At 70.8% G+C, this 17,782-nt stretch carries 13 protein-coding genes; 7 read left to right on the forward strand and 6 right to left on the reverse strand.

Annotation, left to right across the window (positions count from 1 at the left end):
• Window positions 1–90: 90 nt before the first annotated feature.
• A complete protein-coding gene (locus DQW85_RS04300; protein ID WP_240196914.1) occupies window positions 91–270 on the reverse strand; it encodes a hypothetical protein in 180 nt (59 codons plus the stop codon).
• A 269-nt stretch (window positions 271–539) separates the two neighbouring features.
• On the opposite strand from DQW85_RS04300, the gene DQW85_RS04305 reads away from it, so the two are divergent.
• Window positions 540–4,025 carry a WD40 repeat domain-containing serine/threonine protein kinase gene (locus DQW85_RS04305; RefSeq protein WP_113699117.1) on the forward strand — a complete coding sequence of 1,162 codons (3,486 nt, stop codon included), beginning with the start codon at window positions 540–542 and terminating at the stop codon, window positions 4,023–4,025.
• A gap of 116 nt (window positions 4,026–4,141) precedes the next feature.
• On the opposite strand, the gene DQW85_RS04310 is transcribed toward DQW85_RS04305, so the two are convergent.
• The 3 genes from DQW85_RS04310 to DQW85_RS04320 form a co-directional block, all read right to left on the reverse strand.
• Window positions 4,142–5,629 (reverse strand): phosphodiester glycosidase family protein, encoded by a 1,488-nt coding sequence (locus DQW85_RS04310; RefSeq protein WP_113699127.1) that lies wholly within the window; start codon window positions 5,627–5,629, stop codon window positions 4,142–4,144.
• A 174-nt stretch (window positions 5,630–5,803) separates the two neighbouring features.
• On the reverse strand, window positions 5,804–7,420 hold the full coding sequence (locus DQW85_RS04315) for a PucR family transcriptional regulator (RefSeq protein ID WP_113699118.1): 1,617 nt from the start codon (window positions 7,418–7,420) through the stop codon (window positions 5,804–5,806).
• 90 nt (window positions 7,421–7,510) lie between these two features.
• Entirely contained in the window at window positions 7,511–8,215 is a 705-nt protein-coding gene (locus DQW85_RS04320) for a TetR/AcrR family transcriptional regulator (RefSeq protein WP_113699119.1), read from the reverse strand.
• Window positions 8,216–8,269: 54 nt separating this feature from the next.
• On the opposite strand from DQW85_RS04320, the gene DQW85_RS04325 reads away from it, so the two are divergent.
• The 5 genes from DQW85_RS04325 (at window position 8,270) to DQW85_RS04345 (ending at window position 15,324) form a co-directional block, all read left to right on the forward strand.
• Entirely contained in the window at window positions 8,270–9,739 is a 1,470-nt protein-coding gene (locus tag DQW85_RS04325; protein ID WP_240196915.1) for an MFS transporter, read from the forward strand.
• A 224-nt stretch (window positions 9,740–9,963) separates the two neighbouring features.
• Window positions 9,964–11,244, forward strand: coding sequence for an aspartate aminotransferase family protein (locus tag DQW85_RS04330; RefSeq protein WP_113699121.1), 1,281 nt, complete (start codon window positions 9,964–9,966; stop codon window positions 11,242–11,244).
• Entirely contained in the window at window positions 11,241–12,749 is a 1,509-nt protein-coding gene (locus tag DQW85_RS04335) for a CoA-acylating methylmalonate-semialdehyde dehydrogenase (RefSeq protein WP_113699122.1), read from the forward strand. Before DQW85_RS04330 ends, DQW85_RS04335 begins: the two co-directional genes overlap by 4 nt.
• Before the next feature lie 104 nt (window positions 12,750–12,853).
• Window positions 12,854–14,035 carry an extracellular solute-binding protein gene (locus DQW85_RS04340; protein WP_162794719.1) on the forward strand — a complete coding sequence of 394 codons (1,182 nt, stop codon included), beginning with the start codon at window positions 12,854–12,856 and terminating at the stop codon, window positions 14,033–14,035.
• A gap of 74 nt (window positions 14,036–14,109) precedes the next feature.
• The gene (locus tag DQW85_RS04345) at window positions 14,110–15,324 is read left to right on the forward strand and encodes a saccharopine dehydrogenase family protein (RefSeq protein ID WP_113699124.1); all 1,215 of its coding nucleotides are present in this window, start codon (window positions 14,110–14,112) and stop codon (window positions 15,322–15,324) included.
• Window positions 15,325–15,382: 58 nt separating this feature from the next.
• On the opposite strand, the gene DQW85_RS04350 is transcribed toward DQW85_RS04345, so the two are convergent.
• Entirely contained in the window at window positions 15,383–15,616 is a 234-nt protein-coding gene (locus DQW85_RS04350) for a hypothetical protein (protein WP_113699125.1), read from the reverse strand.
• A 176-nt stretch (window positions 15,617–15,792) separates the two neighbouring features.
• Window positions 15,793–17,121, reverse strand: a complete 1,329-nt coding sequence (gene gabT, locus DQW85_RS04355) for a 4-aminobutyrate--2-oxoglutarate transaminase (RefSeq protein ID WP_113699126.1) — start codon at window positions 17,119–17,121, stop codon at window positions 15,793–15,795.
• A gap of 125 nt (window positions 17,122–17,246) precedes the next feature.
• Between gabT and DQW85_RS04360 the strand changes: the two genes are divergently transcribed.
• Window positions 17,247–17,782: PucR family transcriptional regulator ligand-binding domain-containing protein (locus DQW85_RS04360; RefSeq protein WP_476703594.1), on the forward strand; the 536-nt coding region annotated here is incomplete at its 3' end.

A 17,782-nucleotide genomic window follows, 5' to 3' on the forward strand; every position in this document is an offset into this window, starting at 1 on the left:
GGAGGGTGTGGGAGAGTAGGTCACCGCCGGACAATTGTTGGGGGAGGGGTTTCACCTGTGAGGGTGAGACCCCTCCCCCCTTTTTTTGTGTCACTGGCGTCCGCCCAGCACCGAGTACTCTGCCGGCGCTTCGGGGGCATCGGGGTGGTCGCGTAGCCAGTCGCTCAGCGTCCACCACTGGCCGGCGGCGTAGCGGTCCCAGGTGTCCTGGTTGGCCAGGACCATCTCCAGCAGTTCGAAGCCCGCGCTCTCGAACCGCTCAGCCTCCACAGGCGAACAGGCGAACAGGCGGGTCTGACGGCCGACCGGACAGAGTCGGCGGTGTAGGAAAGCGATCGCGCACCATCGCCTCCGATGCCGAGCAGGGGCTGACCGGCGGGTAAGGCACCTGGAGCGCCCGGTGGGTGGAGACGTGCACCCTGGAGTGACGACCTGCAAGACGTCTGCCCGTATGGTCGGCGGGTGACTCGACGTGGGGTCGCCGAGAAGCCGACCGCGGCCTCCGAAACATAGCCGGGTCCACGGACATCTAATCCGGCATGAAAGCACTGATCGCGGGCGATCCAGACTATATAGGCGGCTACTGGCTGGCCGGGCGGTTGGGCGCGGGCGGTCAGGGGGTGGTGTATGAGGCGTACGACGCCGAGGGGCACCGGGTCGCGCTGAAGGTGTTGCACGCCGCCGACGACAGCGCCGCCCGCGGCAGGTTCGCGAAGGAGGCGGTGGCCGCCGGGCGCGTGGCCTCGTTCTGCACCGCTCGGGTGCTGGCCGCCGAGGTCGAGGGACGGCGGCCGTTCATAGTGTCGGAGTACGTGCCCGGGCCGAGCCTGAGGCAGGCCGTGCTGGATGGGCGGACGTTCACCCACGATGATCTGTACCGGCTGGCCACCGCGGTGGTGACGGCGTTGACGGCCATACATGAGGCGGGCGTCATCCACCGTGATCTGAAGCCCGACAACGTGCTGCTCGGCCCCGACGGGCCGCGGGTGATCGATTTCGGCATCGCCCGGGCGCCGGACATGTCGCTGACCAAGTCGGGAGAGGTGGTGGGCACGCCGAGTTACCTGGCGCCGGAGGTGTTCACGGGGGAGCGGGCGGGCACGGCCGCCGACGTTTTCGCGTGGGGGGCGAGCATGCTGTTCGCCGCCGCGGGCCGGGATCCCTTCCATGCCGACAGCCTGGGCGGCGTGATGCATCGGGTGCTGGCGCAGCAGCCCGATCTGACGGCACTGCCGGCCCGGCTGGCGGAGCTGGTCGGAGCGGCGATGCGCAAGGATCCGTCGGCGCGCCCGTCGGCGCGCGACCTGCTGCTGGCCCTGGTGGGCTCCGGTGGGGGCGATGTCGGCGGCCTGCTCGCGGCGGGGACCCACAGCGCGCGCGGAGTAAGGGGGCCCGAGCGCGTCGATCCGGAGCTGGGCACGATCGCCGAGGACGCCTACGGCGCGCTGTCCCCTGACGAGCGGTCGCTGGTGGCCGAGATCTTCCTCAGGTTCGTGGCCGTGTCGGAGGACGGTGTGGAGACCGGCCGGTCCGCCTCGCGAGAGGAACTCTTCGATGGGCGGGGCAAGGAGGAGTCCAAGGCGATCGAGCGGATCCTGGACGTCTTCTCCTACCTGATCTCCGAGCGTGACGGCGAGCTGGCGATGTCGCGGCCCGCGCTGCTGCGTGCCTGGCCCCGGTTGCGCATGTGGCTGGAGGCCGACCGGGCGGGCCTCGCCGTGCTGGCCCAGGTCCGTACGGCGGTGAAGCACTGGGAGGAGTTCGGCAGGAAGGACGGTGACCTGCTGCACGGCAGCCGCCTGGAGCGCGCCCTGACCTGGGCGGCCACCGAGCGGCGGCACGTGACCCTGACACCGCGCGAGCGCGACTTCCTGCAGGCCGGCACCGCGTTCAACAGGCGCAGGACCCGCCGCCGGCGGCTGGTCACCGTAGCCCTCGCCGGCCTGCTCGTGCTGGCGCTCGCCGCGGGCGGCCTCGCGATACGGGAGAGCCGCACGGTCATCGCGCAGCGCGATGAGGCCACGGCCCGGCGCGTGGCCCTGAAGGCAGGCACGTTGCGCACCACCGACCCGGTGCTGGCGATGCTGCTGAGTGTGGCCGGGTGGCGGTTGCACGATGACATCGACACGCGTTCCAGCCTGGTGAACGCGATGCACCAGCAGGAGCTCGCGGTGTTCGACGACTCGGAGGTCGAGCGCGGCGGGTGGCGGGCGCTCAGTGGCGACGGCCGTACCCTGGCCGTGGCGGGCCCGTTCGGTGTGCGGCTGTTCGACGTACGCACCGGAAGGCGCGTAGGAGGCTGGGACGACGCCGCCTTCAGGACGCAGGTGTTGCGCGACACCGCCCTGAGCCGCAGCGGCCGGTTGCTCGCGGTGGCCTCTGAGAAGGATGTCACGGTCTGGGACACCGCCACCGGCCGGCGACGGGCCACGCTGCGAGATTCGCACCTCTATCTGGGGGTCGACGTGGAGTTCACCGACCACGAGCCGACCCTGGCCATCGCGCCCACCTACGAAGGGATGGTGCATCTCTGGAACGTCGCCGCCACCCCCGAGCCCTCCGGACTGGGCAAGGGCTGGAAGAGCCCGGCCCTGCCGGTCGTCTCACCGTCCGGTGACCTGGTCGCCGTCGCGGGCGCCATGGGGTCGGTGACGTTCCTGAGAGAGGGCCGGCCTGATGCGCGGCTGACCGGAGCCTGCCGCCTGCCGGGTCCGCAGCAGGTGGCCTTCAGCCCTGACGGCACGGCCATGGCCTGCGCGAACAGCGCCATCCAGGTCTACGACACGGCCACGGGCAGGAAGACCGCGGAGGGGGAGTGGAGCCTGCCCGACCGGATGCCCGGGCTGCGCTTCAGCCCCGACGGCCGCCGCCTGATCGGCTGGCACGGCAAGGCGATGGCGGCCTGGACGCTCGCCGAGCGGCGGCAACTGCTCCACTACCAGGCCGACTCGTCGGTGGCGGACGCTCGGCCGGACCCGGATGGGCGGGTCGTCAGGGTCCTCGGCAAGGGCATCGTCAGCGTCGGGCTGCGGCCCCCGGTCCAGGTCACCCGGACCCGCCCGGCCACCGCACCACCTGTGCTGAGCGGCGACGGCCGCCTCCTCGCGATCCCTGGTGCCAAGTCCCTGGGCCTGTGGGACGTGCGCTCCCGGCAGCTCTCCGGCCAGGTCCGGGTGAGCGCGCTGCGCGCGGCGTTCTCCCCGGCCCGGAAGATCCTGGTGACCGGCAGTGCGTTCTCCCTGGAGGCATGGGACCTCGCCACCGGCCGGCGGCTGTGGCGGGTGCCGTTCGACCAGGACCTGGATCCCGGCGAGATCGTGTTCAGCCCCGATGGCGCCCTGGTCGCGGTCGGGCAGGCGCCGTTCGGCGACGCCGCGTCCGAGGTCGACACCCCCGGCGAGCTGCTCGTGGTGGACGCGCGCACAGGCAGGAAGGTGCTGACCTCGCCGAGCATGGCGAACCCCGGGGCGTTCAGCCGAGATGGGAAGTCCCTGGTGACGGCGGACGCTCAGGTGATCGACATCGGCACGGGCAGCCGCACCCGCCTGCACACGGGACCGAGCGAGGGGGCGGTCGCCGTCAGCTCGGCCGGAATGCTGGCGGCCGACGGCGGCGAGGGCCGCGTCGAACTATGGAGCCTGCGCGACAGGCGGGCGTTGCGGCCGCTGCTGCGCGGCGTGGACCAGCCGCTCGGCTTCCTGACGTTCGATGCCGCGGGCTCGGTCCTGGTGGGCGCGAACGAAAGCGGCACAGTTCAGGTGTGGGATCTGCGGACCGGCAGGCGGGTGGGTGGCGCCGTCCTCAGCACGGGCAAGCGCATCACGTCCATGGGCTTCGACGGCTCGACCGTGTCCCTCGCCGACGCGGCCGGATGGGTGCACGAGATCACCGTCGATCCCGCCGTGATGGTACGGGACGTGTGTGCGCGGGCGGGGCGGACGCTCACCCCGCGGGAATGGGAAAGAGAACTTCCCGAGGTGGCGTACCGGGACGTCTGCGACCTCGGCCGTCCGGCCGGCACCTGATCAGCCCGTGATGTCTCCCGGCGACGCGCTCACGGTGGGGGGTGAACGGGCGAGCCGTTGGCGGGGTCGGGGGGAAGGTGGGGCGTTCGTGTTGGCGTCGGTCCAGGTGTGATTCTCTACTTGGGGAGCACCAGGAGGGCGTCGCCGACTGGGCGTTCGCTGCCGTCCGAGGGGCGGTTGACGACCTTGCCGTTCGCCACCATCGCCGTCGAGCCACCGCCGTCCAGGTTGATCGCGTCCCTGGCGCCCAGCCAGCGCATGAACTGGGCCGCTTCGATGAAGCTGGCGCCGACCGTCACGCCGGGCTGGCGGCCGTCGATGGCCGCCAGGACGAGGGTCCCGTTGCGCGTGGTGCCGAGGAGCGTGCGCGGGTGGCGGCGGAGGATCATGTTCAGCGAGTCGTGCCCGTCGCGCTTGGCGGTGATGCGGGTCTTGCCGTTGCGGACGAGGCCGACGCCGCCCGCGATCACGTGCAGGTCGGGGGTGAGCTTGAGGGTCTTGCCCTTGCGCAGATCGACCAATCTGGTGTCCACCTTGACCGTGGAGCCCTCCAGGGCGTGGGCGTTGAGCCAGTCGGCGGCTACGCCGGAGCCGTGCAGCACGCGGGTACCGCGCGCGACCTCGGCGCCCGAGACGCGCACGCCCACGACCTTGCCGTTGGGGTCGAGCAGGACGTCGGTGCCGCCGTCGGCGGGCGTCTTGGCGCCGTACTCCTCGGTGTAGAGGACGAGCTCGTCGGTGAGGGCGGCCCTGTTGACGCCGTTGACCGGCAGCTTCTCGCCCTCCTGTGCGATCGCCGTGACGATGGTCTTGAGCTCGGTGACGCGGACCGTGCGGCCCTTCAGTACGACGGCGGAACGGCCGGGGACGGCCTCGCTGAGCAGCTTGCCCGCGACCACGGAGGCGCCCAGCGGCTCGCCGCGCAGTTCCTTGGCCGTGTGGATGTTGAAGAAGCCGCCGTTGACGGCGGCCAGCGCCTTGCCCGCCTTGGCCATCTCCGACACGGTCTCACGCTTGGCGACGCTGCTGCCGAGGGATGCGGCGTAGGAGCCGCGGAACGCCCGGGGGTCGATCATCATGACCTTGACGTTCCATGGGCCGGTGGTCTTCAGGCCGTCGTCGCCCAGGTAGTCGACCTTGACCTTGAGGCCGGCGTCCTTGAGCTTCTTGGCGGTCTCGTCGGCCTTGGCCTTCTCCTCGAACTTCCACAGGCCGACCCGCACCATGTAGACCTCCTGGGCCGGGGCGTCGGCCACGGACGGGCGCACGACCGTCTGCAGGCTGCCCACCTCGCCGGTGGCCTCCACCTCGGCGAGTTTGGCCTCGGCGGTGGGCCGCATGCCGTAGTCGCGGCCGCTCGGCATCAGCACGGTCACGGTGTAGCCGTCGGTCGACCGGCCGGCCTTCACGTCGTACAGTTCGATCCCCTGGGCCACGCTGGTCATCGTCCTGGTCGGTACGGCGGGCACGCCCAGGGGGAACTTGGCCGACGGGAACTTCACCGACGGCTGCCGGGCGGCGTGGACGGGCACGGTGGTGACCGTGAGGGTGGTGGCCACGGCGAGGCCGGCCGCGAGGCCGGCGGTGAGGGTGCGTCGAGACATGAACACTCCAGAGGGCGGACAAATGATCCGCACCATCCTGACGTGATCATGGTCGTGGGGTCAGGAAAACACGCCAAAGGGTTGGAGAGGTTACGAGATTGACATCCCCGCCTGATGGAACGTGGAGTGGCAAGCCGGAATTGTGATGGAGCCATGACGGCCGGGAGTGGAGCGTCAGCGGCCGTCTCTGCGGAACGACTCCAGGGCCAGGAGGGCCACGTGCAGCGACAGGCACGACTCGACGTCGTCCAGGTCGGTCTCCAGGATGCGTTCGAGGCGGCGGAGCCGGTCGTAGAAGGCCGGCCTGGACAGGTGGGCCTTCTGGGCGGCGACCGCCTTGTTGCGACCGGCGTCGAGGTAGATGCGCAGGATCCGGGTGAGGTCGCCGCCCCGCTGGGCGTCGTGCGCCAGCAGTGGACCGAGCTCGCGTTCGGCGAACGTCTGCAGCCGGGCGTCGTCGCGCAGCAGGTGGAGCAGCCCGCGCAGCCGCAGGTCGGGCAGCCGGTAGAAGGGCCTGCCGTCGGGCTGGCGGACCGCGACGTCGGCCACCTGCTCGGCTTCGAGGAAGCTGCGCCGTACGTCCCTGATGGACTCGACCACCGAGCCGGCGGCGAGCACGAAGGCGCCGCCGGTCTTGGACAGGGTGCGCAGCCGGTCGGCGAGGGTGGTCAGCGCGGGCTCGGCCTGGGCGCGGGGTGGGAGGGGCAGCAGGACGCCGACCCGGTCCTGGTCGAGGGCGCCGACGAGGGCGGGCAGCCGGGCGTCGCGGCAGGCGGCGGCGGTCGCCTCGGCGAGCTCGCCGAGCTGCGCCTGCCCGTCGAGGGCCTGGTCGATGGGGTCGATCGGGCGGATGACGACACTGACCAGTTTGCGGCCGGTGAGCGGGACGCCCACCGCGCGGGCGCGGGCGGCGGCCTCGTCGGGGTCGGCGTAGGCGTGGGTGAGGATGCCGGTGATGATCGTGCCGTGGGCCTGCCGCTCCAGCGACTCCTGGTGGCGTTCGAGCAGGCGGCCGAGGGCGAGCGTGGTGGCGGCGCGCTCGGCGAGCACCAGCTCGCGGGGCGATGGGGCCGCGTCGCAGAGCAGGATGAGCCGCCCCCAGTCCTGCCCGCGCGCGCCCACCGTGGTGACGAGCCATCCGGAGGCGGTGTCGTACGCGGTGCGCTCGGACGGCGCCACGCCGCGCGACCTGGTCTCCCAGCCGGCCAGCAGCGTGCCCGTGTCGCGCCCGGCGGACTCGCAGGCGAGGACCTGGTGGGCCAGGTTCTCCAGCAGCACGGGCCGGCCGGACAGCCTGGCGACCTGGGCGAGCACCTCGGCTGGTGACGCGCCCTCCACCGACAGCTCGGTGAACACCTCGTGCAGCTGTTCGGAGGCCCGCAGCTCCTCCAGCTGGATGTCGATGATGCGCGCGTGCACCGACTCGGTGATCTGCACGAACGGCGTCTCGCGGGTCAGCACGATCAGCGGCAGCCCGTGGTCCTCGGCGGCCTTGACGACGATGGGCGGCAGCTCTCCGACGAACCTGCGCCCGAGCTCGACGATCAGCCCGGAGACGCCCACGGAGGACAGCTCCCCGATGTAGTCGGCGAGCTTGCCGGGGTCTTCGGGAAGGGCCACGCCGGTGGTCAGCACCAGCTCTCCGCCGCGCAGCAGCTGGGCGATGTCGGCGATCTCGCCGACGTGCACCCACCGCACCTTGCTGTCGAGCCGGTCGGCGCCGGCGACCACGCGGGGATTGCCCCGGCGAACGGTCTCCAAGGCGAGCACATCGGCGATGGTGGGCAGCACGGACAGAGCCTATCCAATCAACCTGTAAGATCGCTTATATAAGCATTTACATATTGGAAGTAATCGGCGCCCCGCCGGCCCCGTGGGCCGCTAGGAGGAGAGCCGGGCCTGCAAGCCGTCGAGCACTGCCAGCAGGCCGAAGTCGAAGCTGACCGCGCGCACCACGTTGGGCGGCGTCCGGTTGACCTCGGTGAGCCGGTCGAGCAGTTCGGGGAAGTCCCTCGCGACCACCCGGAAGGTCTCCAGCACGCTCTCCTCGTCGAGCTCCTCGCCGCCCATCGACGTCCGCCAGGCGATCTCGGGGACGACCGTGCCGATCACGTACGCCATGAGCGTGCTGTTGGCGTAGTCGATCTCCATGCCCTCGAATCCCGCCTGCCGGAACGTCCTGCGCAGCCGGTCGGTCATCGCCATCGCGTTGGGCCCGAGGGTGGGCAGGCGGCCGATGAGCGAGCTCACCCACGGGTGGTCGAGGAGGACCTGGCGGGCGCTGTGCGCGAAGGTGGAGGCGATCTCACGCCAGCCGGACTCCTCGGGGATCGGCACGGCGATCTCCGCCCAGATCTGGTCGTAGGCCAGCTCCAGCAGCTCGTCCTTGTTCTCCACATACCAGTAGATGCTCGTCGCGCCCGCGCTGAGCTTGGCGCCGAGCTTGCGCATGCTGACGCCGTCGAGCCCTTCGGCGTCGAGCAGCTCCAGCGTCGCCCGGACGATCTCGTCGCGGCTGCGGCCGGGTGCCCTGGCGGTATGGCGCGGCTCGCGGGTCCAGACGGAGGAGAGCTGCTTGCCGGTCATCCCTCAAGGATAAATCCACTCGCACACTGTACGAGTTCGTCGTACAGTGTGCGAGTGAACTCGAACGATGTACGAGATGACTCGAACGCTGTGCGAGACCCCCGGCGGTGGTGGATCCTCGCCGTCCTCTGCCTCTCCCTGCTGGTCCTGGTCGTGGACGGTACGGTCCTCAACCTGGCCATCCCGAAGCTGATCAGGGACCTGGGCGCGAGCCCCGGCGACGTCCAGTGGATCCTGGACGCCTACGTGCTGGCCTTCGCCGGTCTGCTGCTCACCGCCGGCAGCCTGTCCGACCGCTACGGGCGCAGGCGTTTCCTGATCATCGGCCTGGTGTCCTTCGGCGGAGCGTCGCTGCTGGCGGTGCTCGCCTCCGAGCCGTGGCAACTGATCGGCGCGCGGGCGCTGATGGGCGTAGGCGGCGCCATCCTGATGCCGTCGACCCTGTCGATCCTCATGACGGTCTTCGACGAGGGCGAGCGGCGCAAGGCGATGGCCGCCTGGAGCGCGGTCGCAATGGTGGGCGTGGTCGCGGGGCCCACGCTGGGCGGTTTCTTGCTCGACAACTACTGGTGGGGCTCGGTCTTCCTGCTGAACGTGCCGATCGCGGCCCTCGCGGTGCTGGCCGCGGTGACGCTGATGCCGGAGACCCGCAGCGCCGGGCGGAAGATCGACCCGGTGGGCGTGGTGCTGTCGATAGTCGGTCTGACCTCGGCCGTCTACGTCATCATCGAGCGCGAGTGGAACGTGTCGGGCATCGTGATCGCCGTGGTCGCGCTCGGCGCGTTCGTGCTGTGGGAGCGGCGCTCGGCGCATCCGATGCTGCCCTTGGAACTGTTCGGGAACCGCAACTTCAGCGGTGCGTCGTTCTCGATCCTGCTCATGTCGTTCGGGGCCGGTGCCGTGATGCTGATGCTGACGCAGTACCTGCAGTTCGTGCTCGGCTACGGGCCCATGCGGGCCGGGCTCGCGCTGCTGCCCTACGCCGTCGCCGCCGCGCTGTTCAACGGGGTGGGCGCCGCGCTCGGGCAGAAGGTCGGCAACCGGGTCCTCGTGGCGGCGGGGCTGCTGGTCATGGCCGCGGGCTTCGTCGTGCTGGCGACGACCACGGGCTACCTGCCGCTGCTCCTCGGGCTGCTGGTCATGGGCGTCGGCGGCGGGCTCGCCGGTCCGGCGGCGTACGCCTCGCTGATGGGTGCGATCCCCATGGAGCACGCCGGGGTGGGCTCCGCGCTGAACGACACCGTGCAGCAGGTCGGCATGGCCATGAGCATCGCCGTCCTGGGCAGCGTGCTGGCCGGGGTGTTCACCGCGTCCATGCCCGCGGGCGTGCCCGAGGCGGCCCGCGAGTCCATCGGCGACGCGTTCAGGCTGGGCGTCGTGGAGTCGGCCCGCGCCGCGTTCACCGACGCGATGCACCTCGGCTCGTGGGTGGGCTGCGGGTTCTGCGTGGCGGCGGCGCTGCTCGCCTTCGCGGTGCTGCGTCCACCCGTTCCCGCGGCCGCTCCCGAGCCCGCGCAGGTCTAGCCCGCCCCGAAGTCCGCGCAGGTGGCGGACGCGGCGCCGGTGGCCCGCCGGCGCCGCCCGCGGTACGTCTCCCAGGATCTTGGCAAGGACATTGGTAAGTCCTTATGTCATGACATATAGTGAGCCCCGAGAGTGTATGTGACCTGACAGCCTGTAAACTGATCCTGGCGTTGGCCGACAGGTTGCCGATGGGAGGCGCGGTGCGAAAACGGGATACTCGAAGCATGTCGGAGCTTCTCGCGCGCCACCGGGCAGTGATGCCGAACTGGCTGGCCCTCAACTACAACGAGCCCATCGAGATCGTCAGCGGCAAGGGCAACCGCGTCGTCGACGCCGAGGGCAAGAGCTACCTCGACTTCTTCGCCGGCATCCTGACCAACATGATCGGCTACGACGTGCCCGAGGTGCGCGAGGCCGTCGAGCGGCAGCTCGCGACAGGGGTCGTCCACACCAGCACCGTCTACCTCCTGCGCGGCCAGGTGGAGCTCGCCGAGAAGATCGCCAGGCTGTCCGGCATCCCCGACGCCAAGGTCTTCTTCACCAACTCCGGCACCGAGGCCAACGAGACGGCCCTGCTGCTGGCCACGTACGCGCGCGGCAGCGACCAGGTGCTGGCCATGCGGCAGAGCTACCACGGCCGCAGCTTCGGCGCGATCAGCGTCACCTCCAACCGGTCCTGGAAGAACAACTCGCTCTCCCCGCTCAACGTGCACTTCCTGCACGGCGCCGACCGGCACCTGGCCGCGTTCAGGGGCATGTCCGACGCCGCCTACATCCAGGCGTGCGTCGAGGACCTGCGTCACGTGCTGGCCACGGCCGTCGCGGGGAACGTCGCGGCCCTCATCGCCGAGCCCATCCAGGGCGTGGGCGGCTTCACCATGGCCCCCGACGGCCTGTTCGCCGCCTACAAGGAGGTGCTCGACGAGCAGGGCATCCTGTTCGTCTCCGACGAGGTGCAGACCGGCTGGGGCCGCACCGGCAGCGCGTTCTTCGGCATCCAGAACCACGGTGTGACGCCCGACATGATGACGTTCGCCAAGGGGCTCGGCAACGGGTTCGCCGTCGGCGGCGTCGTCGCCCGCGGTGACCTGATGGACGCCCTGCCCGCCGTCGGCCTGGCCACGTTCGGCGGCAACCCAATCTCCATGGCCGCCGCGAACGCCACCCTCGACTACGTCCTCGACCACAACCTGCAGGCCAACGCCGCCCGCACCGGCGCCGTCATCATGGACGGCCTGCGCCGGGCCGCCGAGCGGCTGCCCGTCGTCAAGGACGTCCGGGGCAAGGGCCTGATGTTCGCCGTGGAGCTGGAGAGCCCGGCCCAGGCCGCCCGTTTCATGGAGGAGACCAAGAAGGCGGGCCTGCTCGCCGGCAAGGGCGGCCTGTACGGCACGGTCATCCGCATGGCCCCGCCGCTCACCCTGACGATCGACGAGGCCACCGAGGGCCTGGGCATCATCGTCGACGCACTCGAAGTCATCAACGCAGAGGCAGCAGCGCAGTGAAGTCAGTCAGCCACTGGATCAACGGAGCCCTCGCCGACGGCGACGGCACGCGCAGGGGAGAGCTCTTCAACCCGGCGACCGGCGAGGTGAGCGGCCACGTCGCGCTCGCCTCGGTCGAGGACGTGGACGCGGCCGTGGCCGCCGCCGCGGCGGCGTTCCCCGCCTGGCGCGACGCGTCGCTGGTCAAGCGGACGCAGGTGCTGTTCCGCTTCCGCGAGCTCATGTACGCCCACCGTGACGAGCTCGCGGCGCTGATCTCCGCCGAGCACGGCAAGGTCCACTCCGACGCGCTCGGCGAGGTCGCCCGGGGCCTGGAGGTCGTGGAGTTCGCCTGCGGCATCCCGCACCTGCTCAAGGGCGGCTTCTCCGAAGGAGTCTCGACGCGCGTCGACTCCTACTCGATCCGGCAGCCGCTCGGCGTCGTGGCCGGCATCACGCCGTTCAACTTCCCGGCCATGGTGCCGATGTGGATGTACCCGATCGCGATCGCCTGCGGCAACGCGTTCGTGCTCAAGCCGTCGGAGAAGGACCCGTCGGCGTCGCTGCTGATGGCCAGGCTCTGGCGGGAGGCCGGGCTGCCCGACGGCGTGTTCAACGTCGTACAGGGCGACAAGGTGGCCGTGGACCGGCTGCTGGAGCACCCCGACGTGCGCGCGGTCTCGTTCGTCGGGTCCACGCCCATCGCCAGGTACGTCTACGAGACCGGCACCTCACACGGCAAGCGCGTCCAGGCGCTCGGCGGGGCCAAGAACCACATGCTCGTGCTGCCCGACGCCGACCTCGACCTGGTCGCCGACTCGGCCGTGTCGGCCGGGTTCGGCTCGGCCGGCGAGCGGTGCATGGCGATCTCGGTGGTGCTGGCGGTGGACCCCGTCGGCGACGAGCTCGTCAAGAAGATCGCCGATCGGGTCGACAGGCTCGTGATCGGCCCCGGCGACGACCCGAAGGCCGAGATGGGGCCGCTGGTCACCCGGGAGCACCGCGACAAGGTCGCCACCTACCTCGACCTCGGCGTCGAGGAGGGCGCCGACCTCGTCGTGGACGGCCGCGAGAGCACCCTGCTCGGCGGCGGCAAGGCCGCCGATTCGCCCGGGTTCTGGCTCGGTCCGACCGTGCTCGACCGCGTGCCGGCGGGCTCCCGGGTGCACAGGGAGGAGATCTTCGGTCCGGTCCTGTCGATCGTCCGGGTCTCCTCGTACGAGGAGGGGGTGGCCCTCATCAACGGCGGCGAGTACGGCAACGGCACCGCCATCTTCACCAACGACGGCGGCGCGGCCCGGCGCTTCCAGAACGAGGTGGAGGTCGGCATGATCGGCGTCAACGTGCCGATCCCGGTGCCCATGGCGTTCTACAGCTTCGGCGGCTGGAAGGCCTCGCTCTTCGGCGACACGCACGTGCACGGCACCGAGGGCGTCCACTTCTACACCCGGGGGAAGGTGGTCACCTCCCGCTGGCTCGACCCGTCGCACGGCGGCGTGAACCTGGGCTTCCCCACCAACCGCTAGCCGTCCCCCTCCAGGGGGGAGGGACGCCCGTGTCCCTCCCCCCGTCCACGTCCCGTTCCCCCCTCTGACCGGTAAGCTCCAGGGCACGGGAAGAGGGGGGAAACGTGGATCGCCGCACTCCGGTCATGGCACTCGCCGTGGCGGCTCTGGTCACCGGTGTGGGCGCCGCGAGCCCGTCGCCCGCCGTGACGTCTTCACAGGCCGGTCCCTCCGCGTCTCCCGGGAACACGACGCCCCCCCGGAACACGACGTCCCCCCGGCCGGCGACGTCCCCGCGACCGACCCCGTCCGCCCCTTCGGCGAGTCCCACGCGCGGCGACGGCACCCTGCAGATCCTCACCTACCGCGGCTACGCCGACTACGCGGGCACCACCAGTGAGTTCGAGAAGGTGACCGGCTGCCGGATCGCGCGCTTCGACACCGTGCAGACCGCCGACGAGATGGCCGCCAAGCTCGCCGAGCGGCCCTACGACGTGATCTCCGCGGGTCCCGCCCTCGCCGCCTCGCTCGTCGAGAACGGCAAGGTGCAGCGCATCGACCCCGCCAAGGTGAGCGGCTACGACGACCTCAGCAAGCGCTTCCGCGACATGTCCACCGAGTCGGACAGGGTCTACGGCGTGCCCTACCTGTGGGGCTTCCACGAGTTCCTCTACGACTCCTCGCGCGTCAAGGACGGCGACGACCTGCGGCGGGTGTTCGGCTCCGACGACGTCGCGCTCCAGGACAGCCCGCTGACCATCGCCGACGCCGCGCTGGCCGTCGGCGACGCCGACGACCCGTACGAGCTCAGCGAGGCCGAGTTGGACCGGGCCGTCGCCCTGCTGGGCGAGCACGCCGACCGCACCTACTGGCAGAACCCCCTCGACCTGGTCAAGGGCTTCGCCACCGGGTCGCTCGACTACGCCCAGGCCACGCCCTACTACCGCCTGCTGCTGGAGAAGGCCGGCAAGCCGGTCAAGGCGGTCACCACGGGCCGCACCACCGGCTGGGTCGACTCCTGGATGCTCGGCGCGGGCCTGCCCGACACGGAGTGCGCCTACCGCTGGCTCGGCTACACGACCTCCGCGACGGTCCAGCGCAAGGCCGCCGCCTGGGTCGGGCTCGCCCCTGCCAACCCCAAGGCCTGCACGAAGGGCGCCAAGCGCATCTGCGAGGCGTACGGGGTGGGCAAGGAGGGCAGGCTCGACCGCATCGTGTTCGCCGTCCGGCCGCCGGGCGGCTGCGACGCGGGCGAGTGCGCCGACTACGCGGCCTGGACCGAACGGTGGCGCGAACTGGTCAAGTGAGCCGGTGGCTCCAGATCGGGCGAAGTGTGAGCCCGGATTCGACTGAATGACCAGTCAGTGAGTATGGTCGGTACATGCGAATCCTTCTCGTGGGGGCCGGCGGCGTCGGCTCCGCCGTCGTGCCCATCGCCGCCCGCCGACATTTCTTCGAACACATCGTCGTGGCCGACTCTCAACAGAGCCGGGCGGCCCGTGCCGTCGCCGCCGTGGACGATCCACGCTTCAGCGCCATCACCCTCGACGCCTCCGACCGCGCCCAGGTCGAGGCCGCCCTGCGCGAACACCGGTGCGACGTGCTCTTCAACGCCGTCGATCCCAGGTTCACGATGCCGCTGTTCGAGGCCGCGCTGGCGGCCGGGGCCCACTACCTGGACATGGCGATGTCGCTGTCGCGGCCGCATCCCCGCCGGCCGTACCAGGAGCCGGGGCTGAAGCTCGGTGACGAGCAGTTCGCGCGCGACGCCGAGTGGCGCGCGAAGGGCAGGCTCGCGCTCGTCGGCATGGGCGTCGAGCCGGGGCTGGCCGACGTGTTCGCCAGGTACGCGGCCGACCACCTCTTCTCCAGCATCGACGAGGTGGGCGTCCGGGACGGCTCCAACCTGGTCGTCGAGGGCTACGACTTCGCGCCGACGTTCTCGATCTGGACCACGATCGAGGAGTGCCTCAACCCGCCCGTCGTCTGGGAGGACGGGCGCTGGCACACCACCGAGCCGTTCAGCGAGCCGGAGGTGTTCGACTTCCCCGCCGGCATCGGGCCCGTCGAGTGCGTGAACGTCGAGCACGAGGAGGTGCTGCTCGTGCCGAGGTGGATCCCGGCGCGGCGGGTGACGTTCAAGTACGGGCTCGGCGAGGAGTTCATCGACGTGCTCAAGACCCTGCGCAAGCTGGGGCTGGACAGCGCCGACAAGATCAGGGTGGGCGGGGCCGAGGTGGCGCCGCGCGACCTGGTGGCCGCCAGCCTGCCCGACCCGGCGACGCTCGGTGACCGCATGCACGGCAAGACCTGCGCGGGCACCTGGGTCAAGGGCACGGGCAAGGACGGCTCGCCGCGCGAGGTGTACCTGTACCACGTGGTGGACAACGCCTGGTCGATGCGCGAGTACGGGGCGCAGGCCGTCGTCTGGCAGACCGCGATCCACCCGGTCGTCGCCCTCGAACTCGTGGCCGACGGCGTCTGGAAGGGCGAGGGCGTGCTCGGGCCGGAGGCGTTCGACGCGGTGCCGTTCCTCGGCCTGCTCCAGGAGTACGGCTCGCCCTGGGAGATCCGCGAGACCCGCCAGGCCGCCTAGCGGCCGGGAGGCGCGCCAGGCCCGCCAGACGTCCGGGCTGTTCTGGACGCGGGTTGGTCTAGCGGGCCGGGAAGGCGACGACGGTGGCCAGCGAGGCCGGCATGAGGGCCTCGGCGCAGTCGTTGCAGGCCAGCACGGCCGAGTCGTCGGGAAGGCGGCCCACGCGGACACGCGGCCTGGGCCACTTCTTGTGGCAGACGACGCAGGCGTCGCCCTCTCGCTGTGCCCAGCTGAGTTGATCAGGGTCGAACGTCAACATGTCCTGCGCCGTTCCTGTCGGGCCCCAGTTCATCACGCTCCTCGCGGTGATCGCGCACCCGTAATACCGGATCCGTTATAACCCTGACCGGCTCAGTGATCGTCTAGCTGGGCGTCAAGTCAGGGTGAATTCTCTACCCGCTCACAGCGTCGTACACCAACAAAAACGGGCATCCAGCCACAAGCTGGATGCCCGTTTCGTAAGGGTTTCTATAGTCCCGCGAATGCCTTCTCCAGGATGCCGAGCCCTTCCTCCAGGAGCTGCTCGGAGATCACCAGCGGCGGCAGGAAGCGCAGCACGTTGCCGTACGTGCCGGCGGTGAGGACCAGCAGGCCCTCGGCGTGGCACCGCTTGACCACATCGGCGAGGGCGGCCGGGTTCGGCTCCTTGGTGCCCGGGTGCACCAGCTCGACCGCGATCATCGCGCCGCGCCCGCGCACGTCCCCGATCACGTCGAAGCGCTCGCGCATCGACTCCAGCCTCGGGAGCATGATCTCGCCGATGCGGCGCGCCCTGGCCACCAGGTCCTCCTCGGCGATGGTCTCCAGCACGCCGAGCGCGGCCTCGCAGGCCAGCGGGTTGCCGCCGTAGGTGCCGCCGAGGCCGCCCGGGTGCACCCTGTCCATGATCTCCGCGCGGCCCGTCACCCCGGCCAGCGGCAGCCCGCCCGCGATGCCCTTGGCGGTGCAGATGATGTCCGGCACCAGGTTCTCGTCCTCGCAGGCGAACAGGTCGCCGGTCCGCGCGAACCCGGTCTGCACCTCGTCGGCCACGAACACGATGCCGTTCTCGCGGCAGAACTCGGCGATCCTCGGCAGGAAGCCCCTGGCCGGCACGATGAACCCGCCTTCGCCCGCGACCGGCTCGATCACCACGGCCGCCACGTTGCCCGCCCCGATCTGCTTGGTGATCATGTCGATGGCCTGGTCGGCGGCCTCCTCCGCGCAGTTCTCCGGGCCCGTCGGCCAGCGGAACGGGTAGGCGAGCGGCATCCGGTAGACCTCGGGGGCGAACGGGCCGAAGCCGTGCTTGTACGGCATGTTCTTGGCCGTCAGCGTCATGGTCAGCAGCGTGCGGCCGTGGTAGCCGTGGTCGAACACCACGACGGCCTGCCGCCCGGTGGCGTACCTCGCGATCTTGACCGCGTTCTCCACCGCCTCGGCGCCGCTGTTCACCAGGAACGTGCGCTTGTCGTGGTCGCCGGGGGTCAGCTCGTTGAGCTTCTCGCAGACCTTCACGTACGACTCGTACGGGGTGACCATGAAACAGGTGTGGGTGAAGTCGGCGACCTGTCTCTGGACCCGCTCCACGACCTTCGGCGCGGCGTTGCCGACGCTCGTCACGGCGATGCCGGAGCCGAAGTCGATCAGAGAGTTGCCGTCGGCGTCCTCCACGACGCCGCCGCCGGCGCGCGTCACGAACACCGGCAGCACCGTGCCGATGCCGTTGGGGACGGCGGCCTGCTTGCGGGCCAGCAACTCCTGCGACCTGGGGCCGGGGATGGCGGTGACGAGACGACGCTCCTGCGGAATGCTCATACCTCTGACGGTACGCCCCTGCTTACCTGCGCTTATCTGTCGATATGGCAGACTAAGGGGGCTTGTTTCGCCGGAATGGACAATTTTCAGGTATGGCGCCTTCGCTGCGGGTCGTGGTGCGACGGATGGGGCTTCGCACGCTCGCCGGGTCGCTCGACCCGGTGGTGCGCTGGGTCGCGGTCAGCGAGCTGGAGGATCCCACGCCGTTCCTGGAGGGGGACGAGCTGCTGCTGACCACGGGTATGCGCCTTGAGGCCGACTTTTCCGGATATGTCGCCCGGTTGGTGGCGCGCGGTGTGGCGGGGCTCGGCTTCGGCGTGGGCCTGTCGCACGAGCACGTGCCCGCGGGCCTGGTCCAGGCCGCGTCCGCGGCCGGCCTGCCGCTGCTGGAAGTGCCGCGCGAGGTGCCGTTCATCGCGATCGGCAAGGCGGTCAGCGAACTGCTCGCCGCGGAGCAGTACGAGGAGATCACCCGAGCCTTCGCCGCGCAGGGCCGGTTGACGCGGGCGGCGCTGCGGCCCGAGGGCACGTACGCGGTGATCGACCGGCTGGCCCGGGAGGTGGGCGGCTGGGCGGCGCTGCTGGACGAGACGGGCGAGGTGCGCCACGCCACGCCGGGCGCCCACGCCGACGCGGTAGCCGCCGAGCTGGGCCACCTGCG

The sequence above is a fragment of the Nonomuraea lactucae genome (genome assembly GCF_003313395.1).
Classification (GTDB): Bacteria; Actinomycetota; Actinomycetes; order Streptosporangiales; family Streptosporangiaceae; genus Nonomuraea; species Nonomuraea lactucae.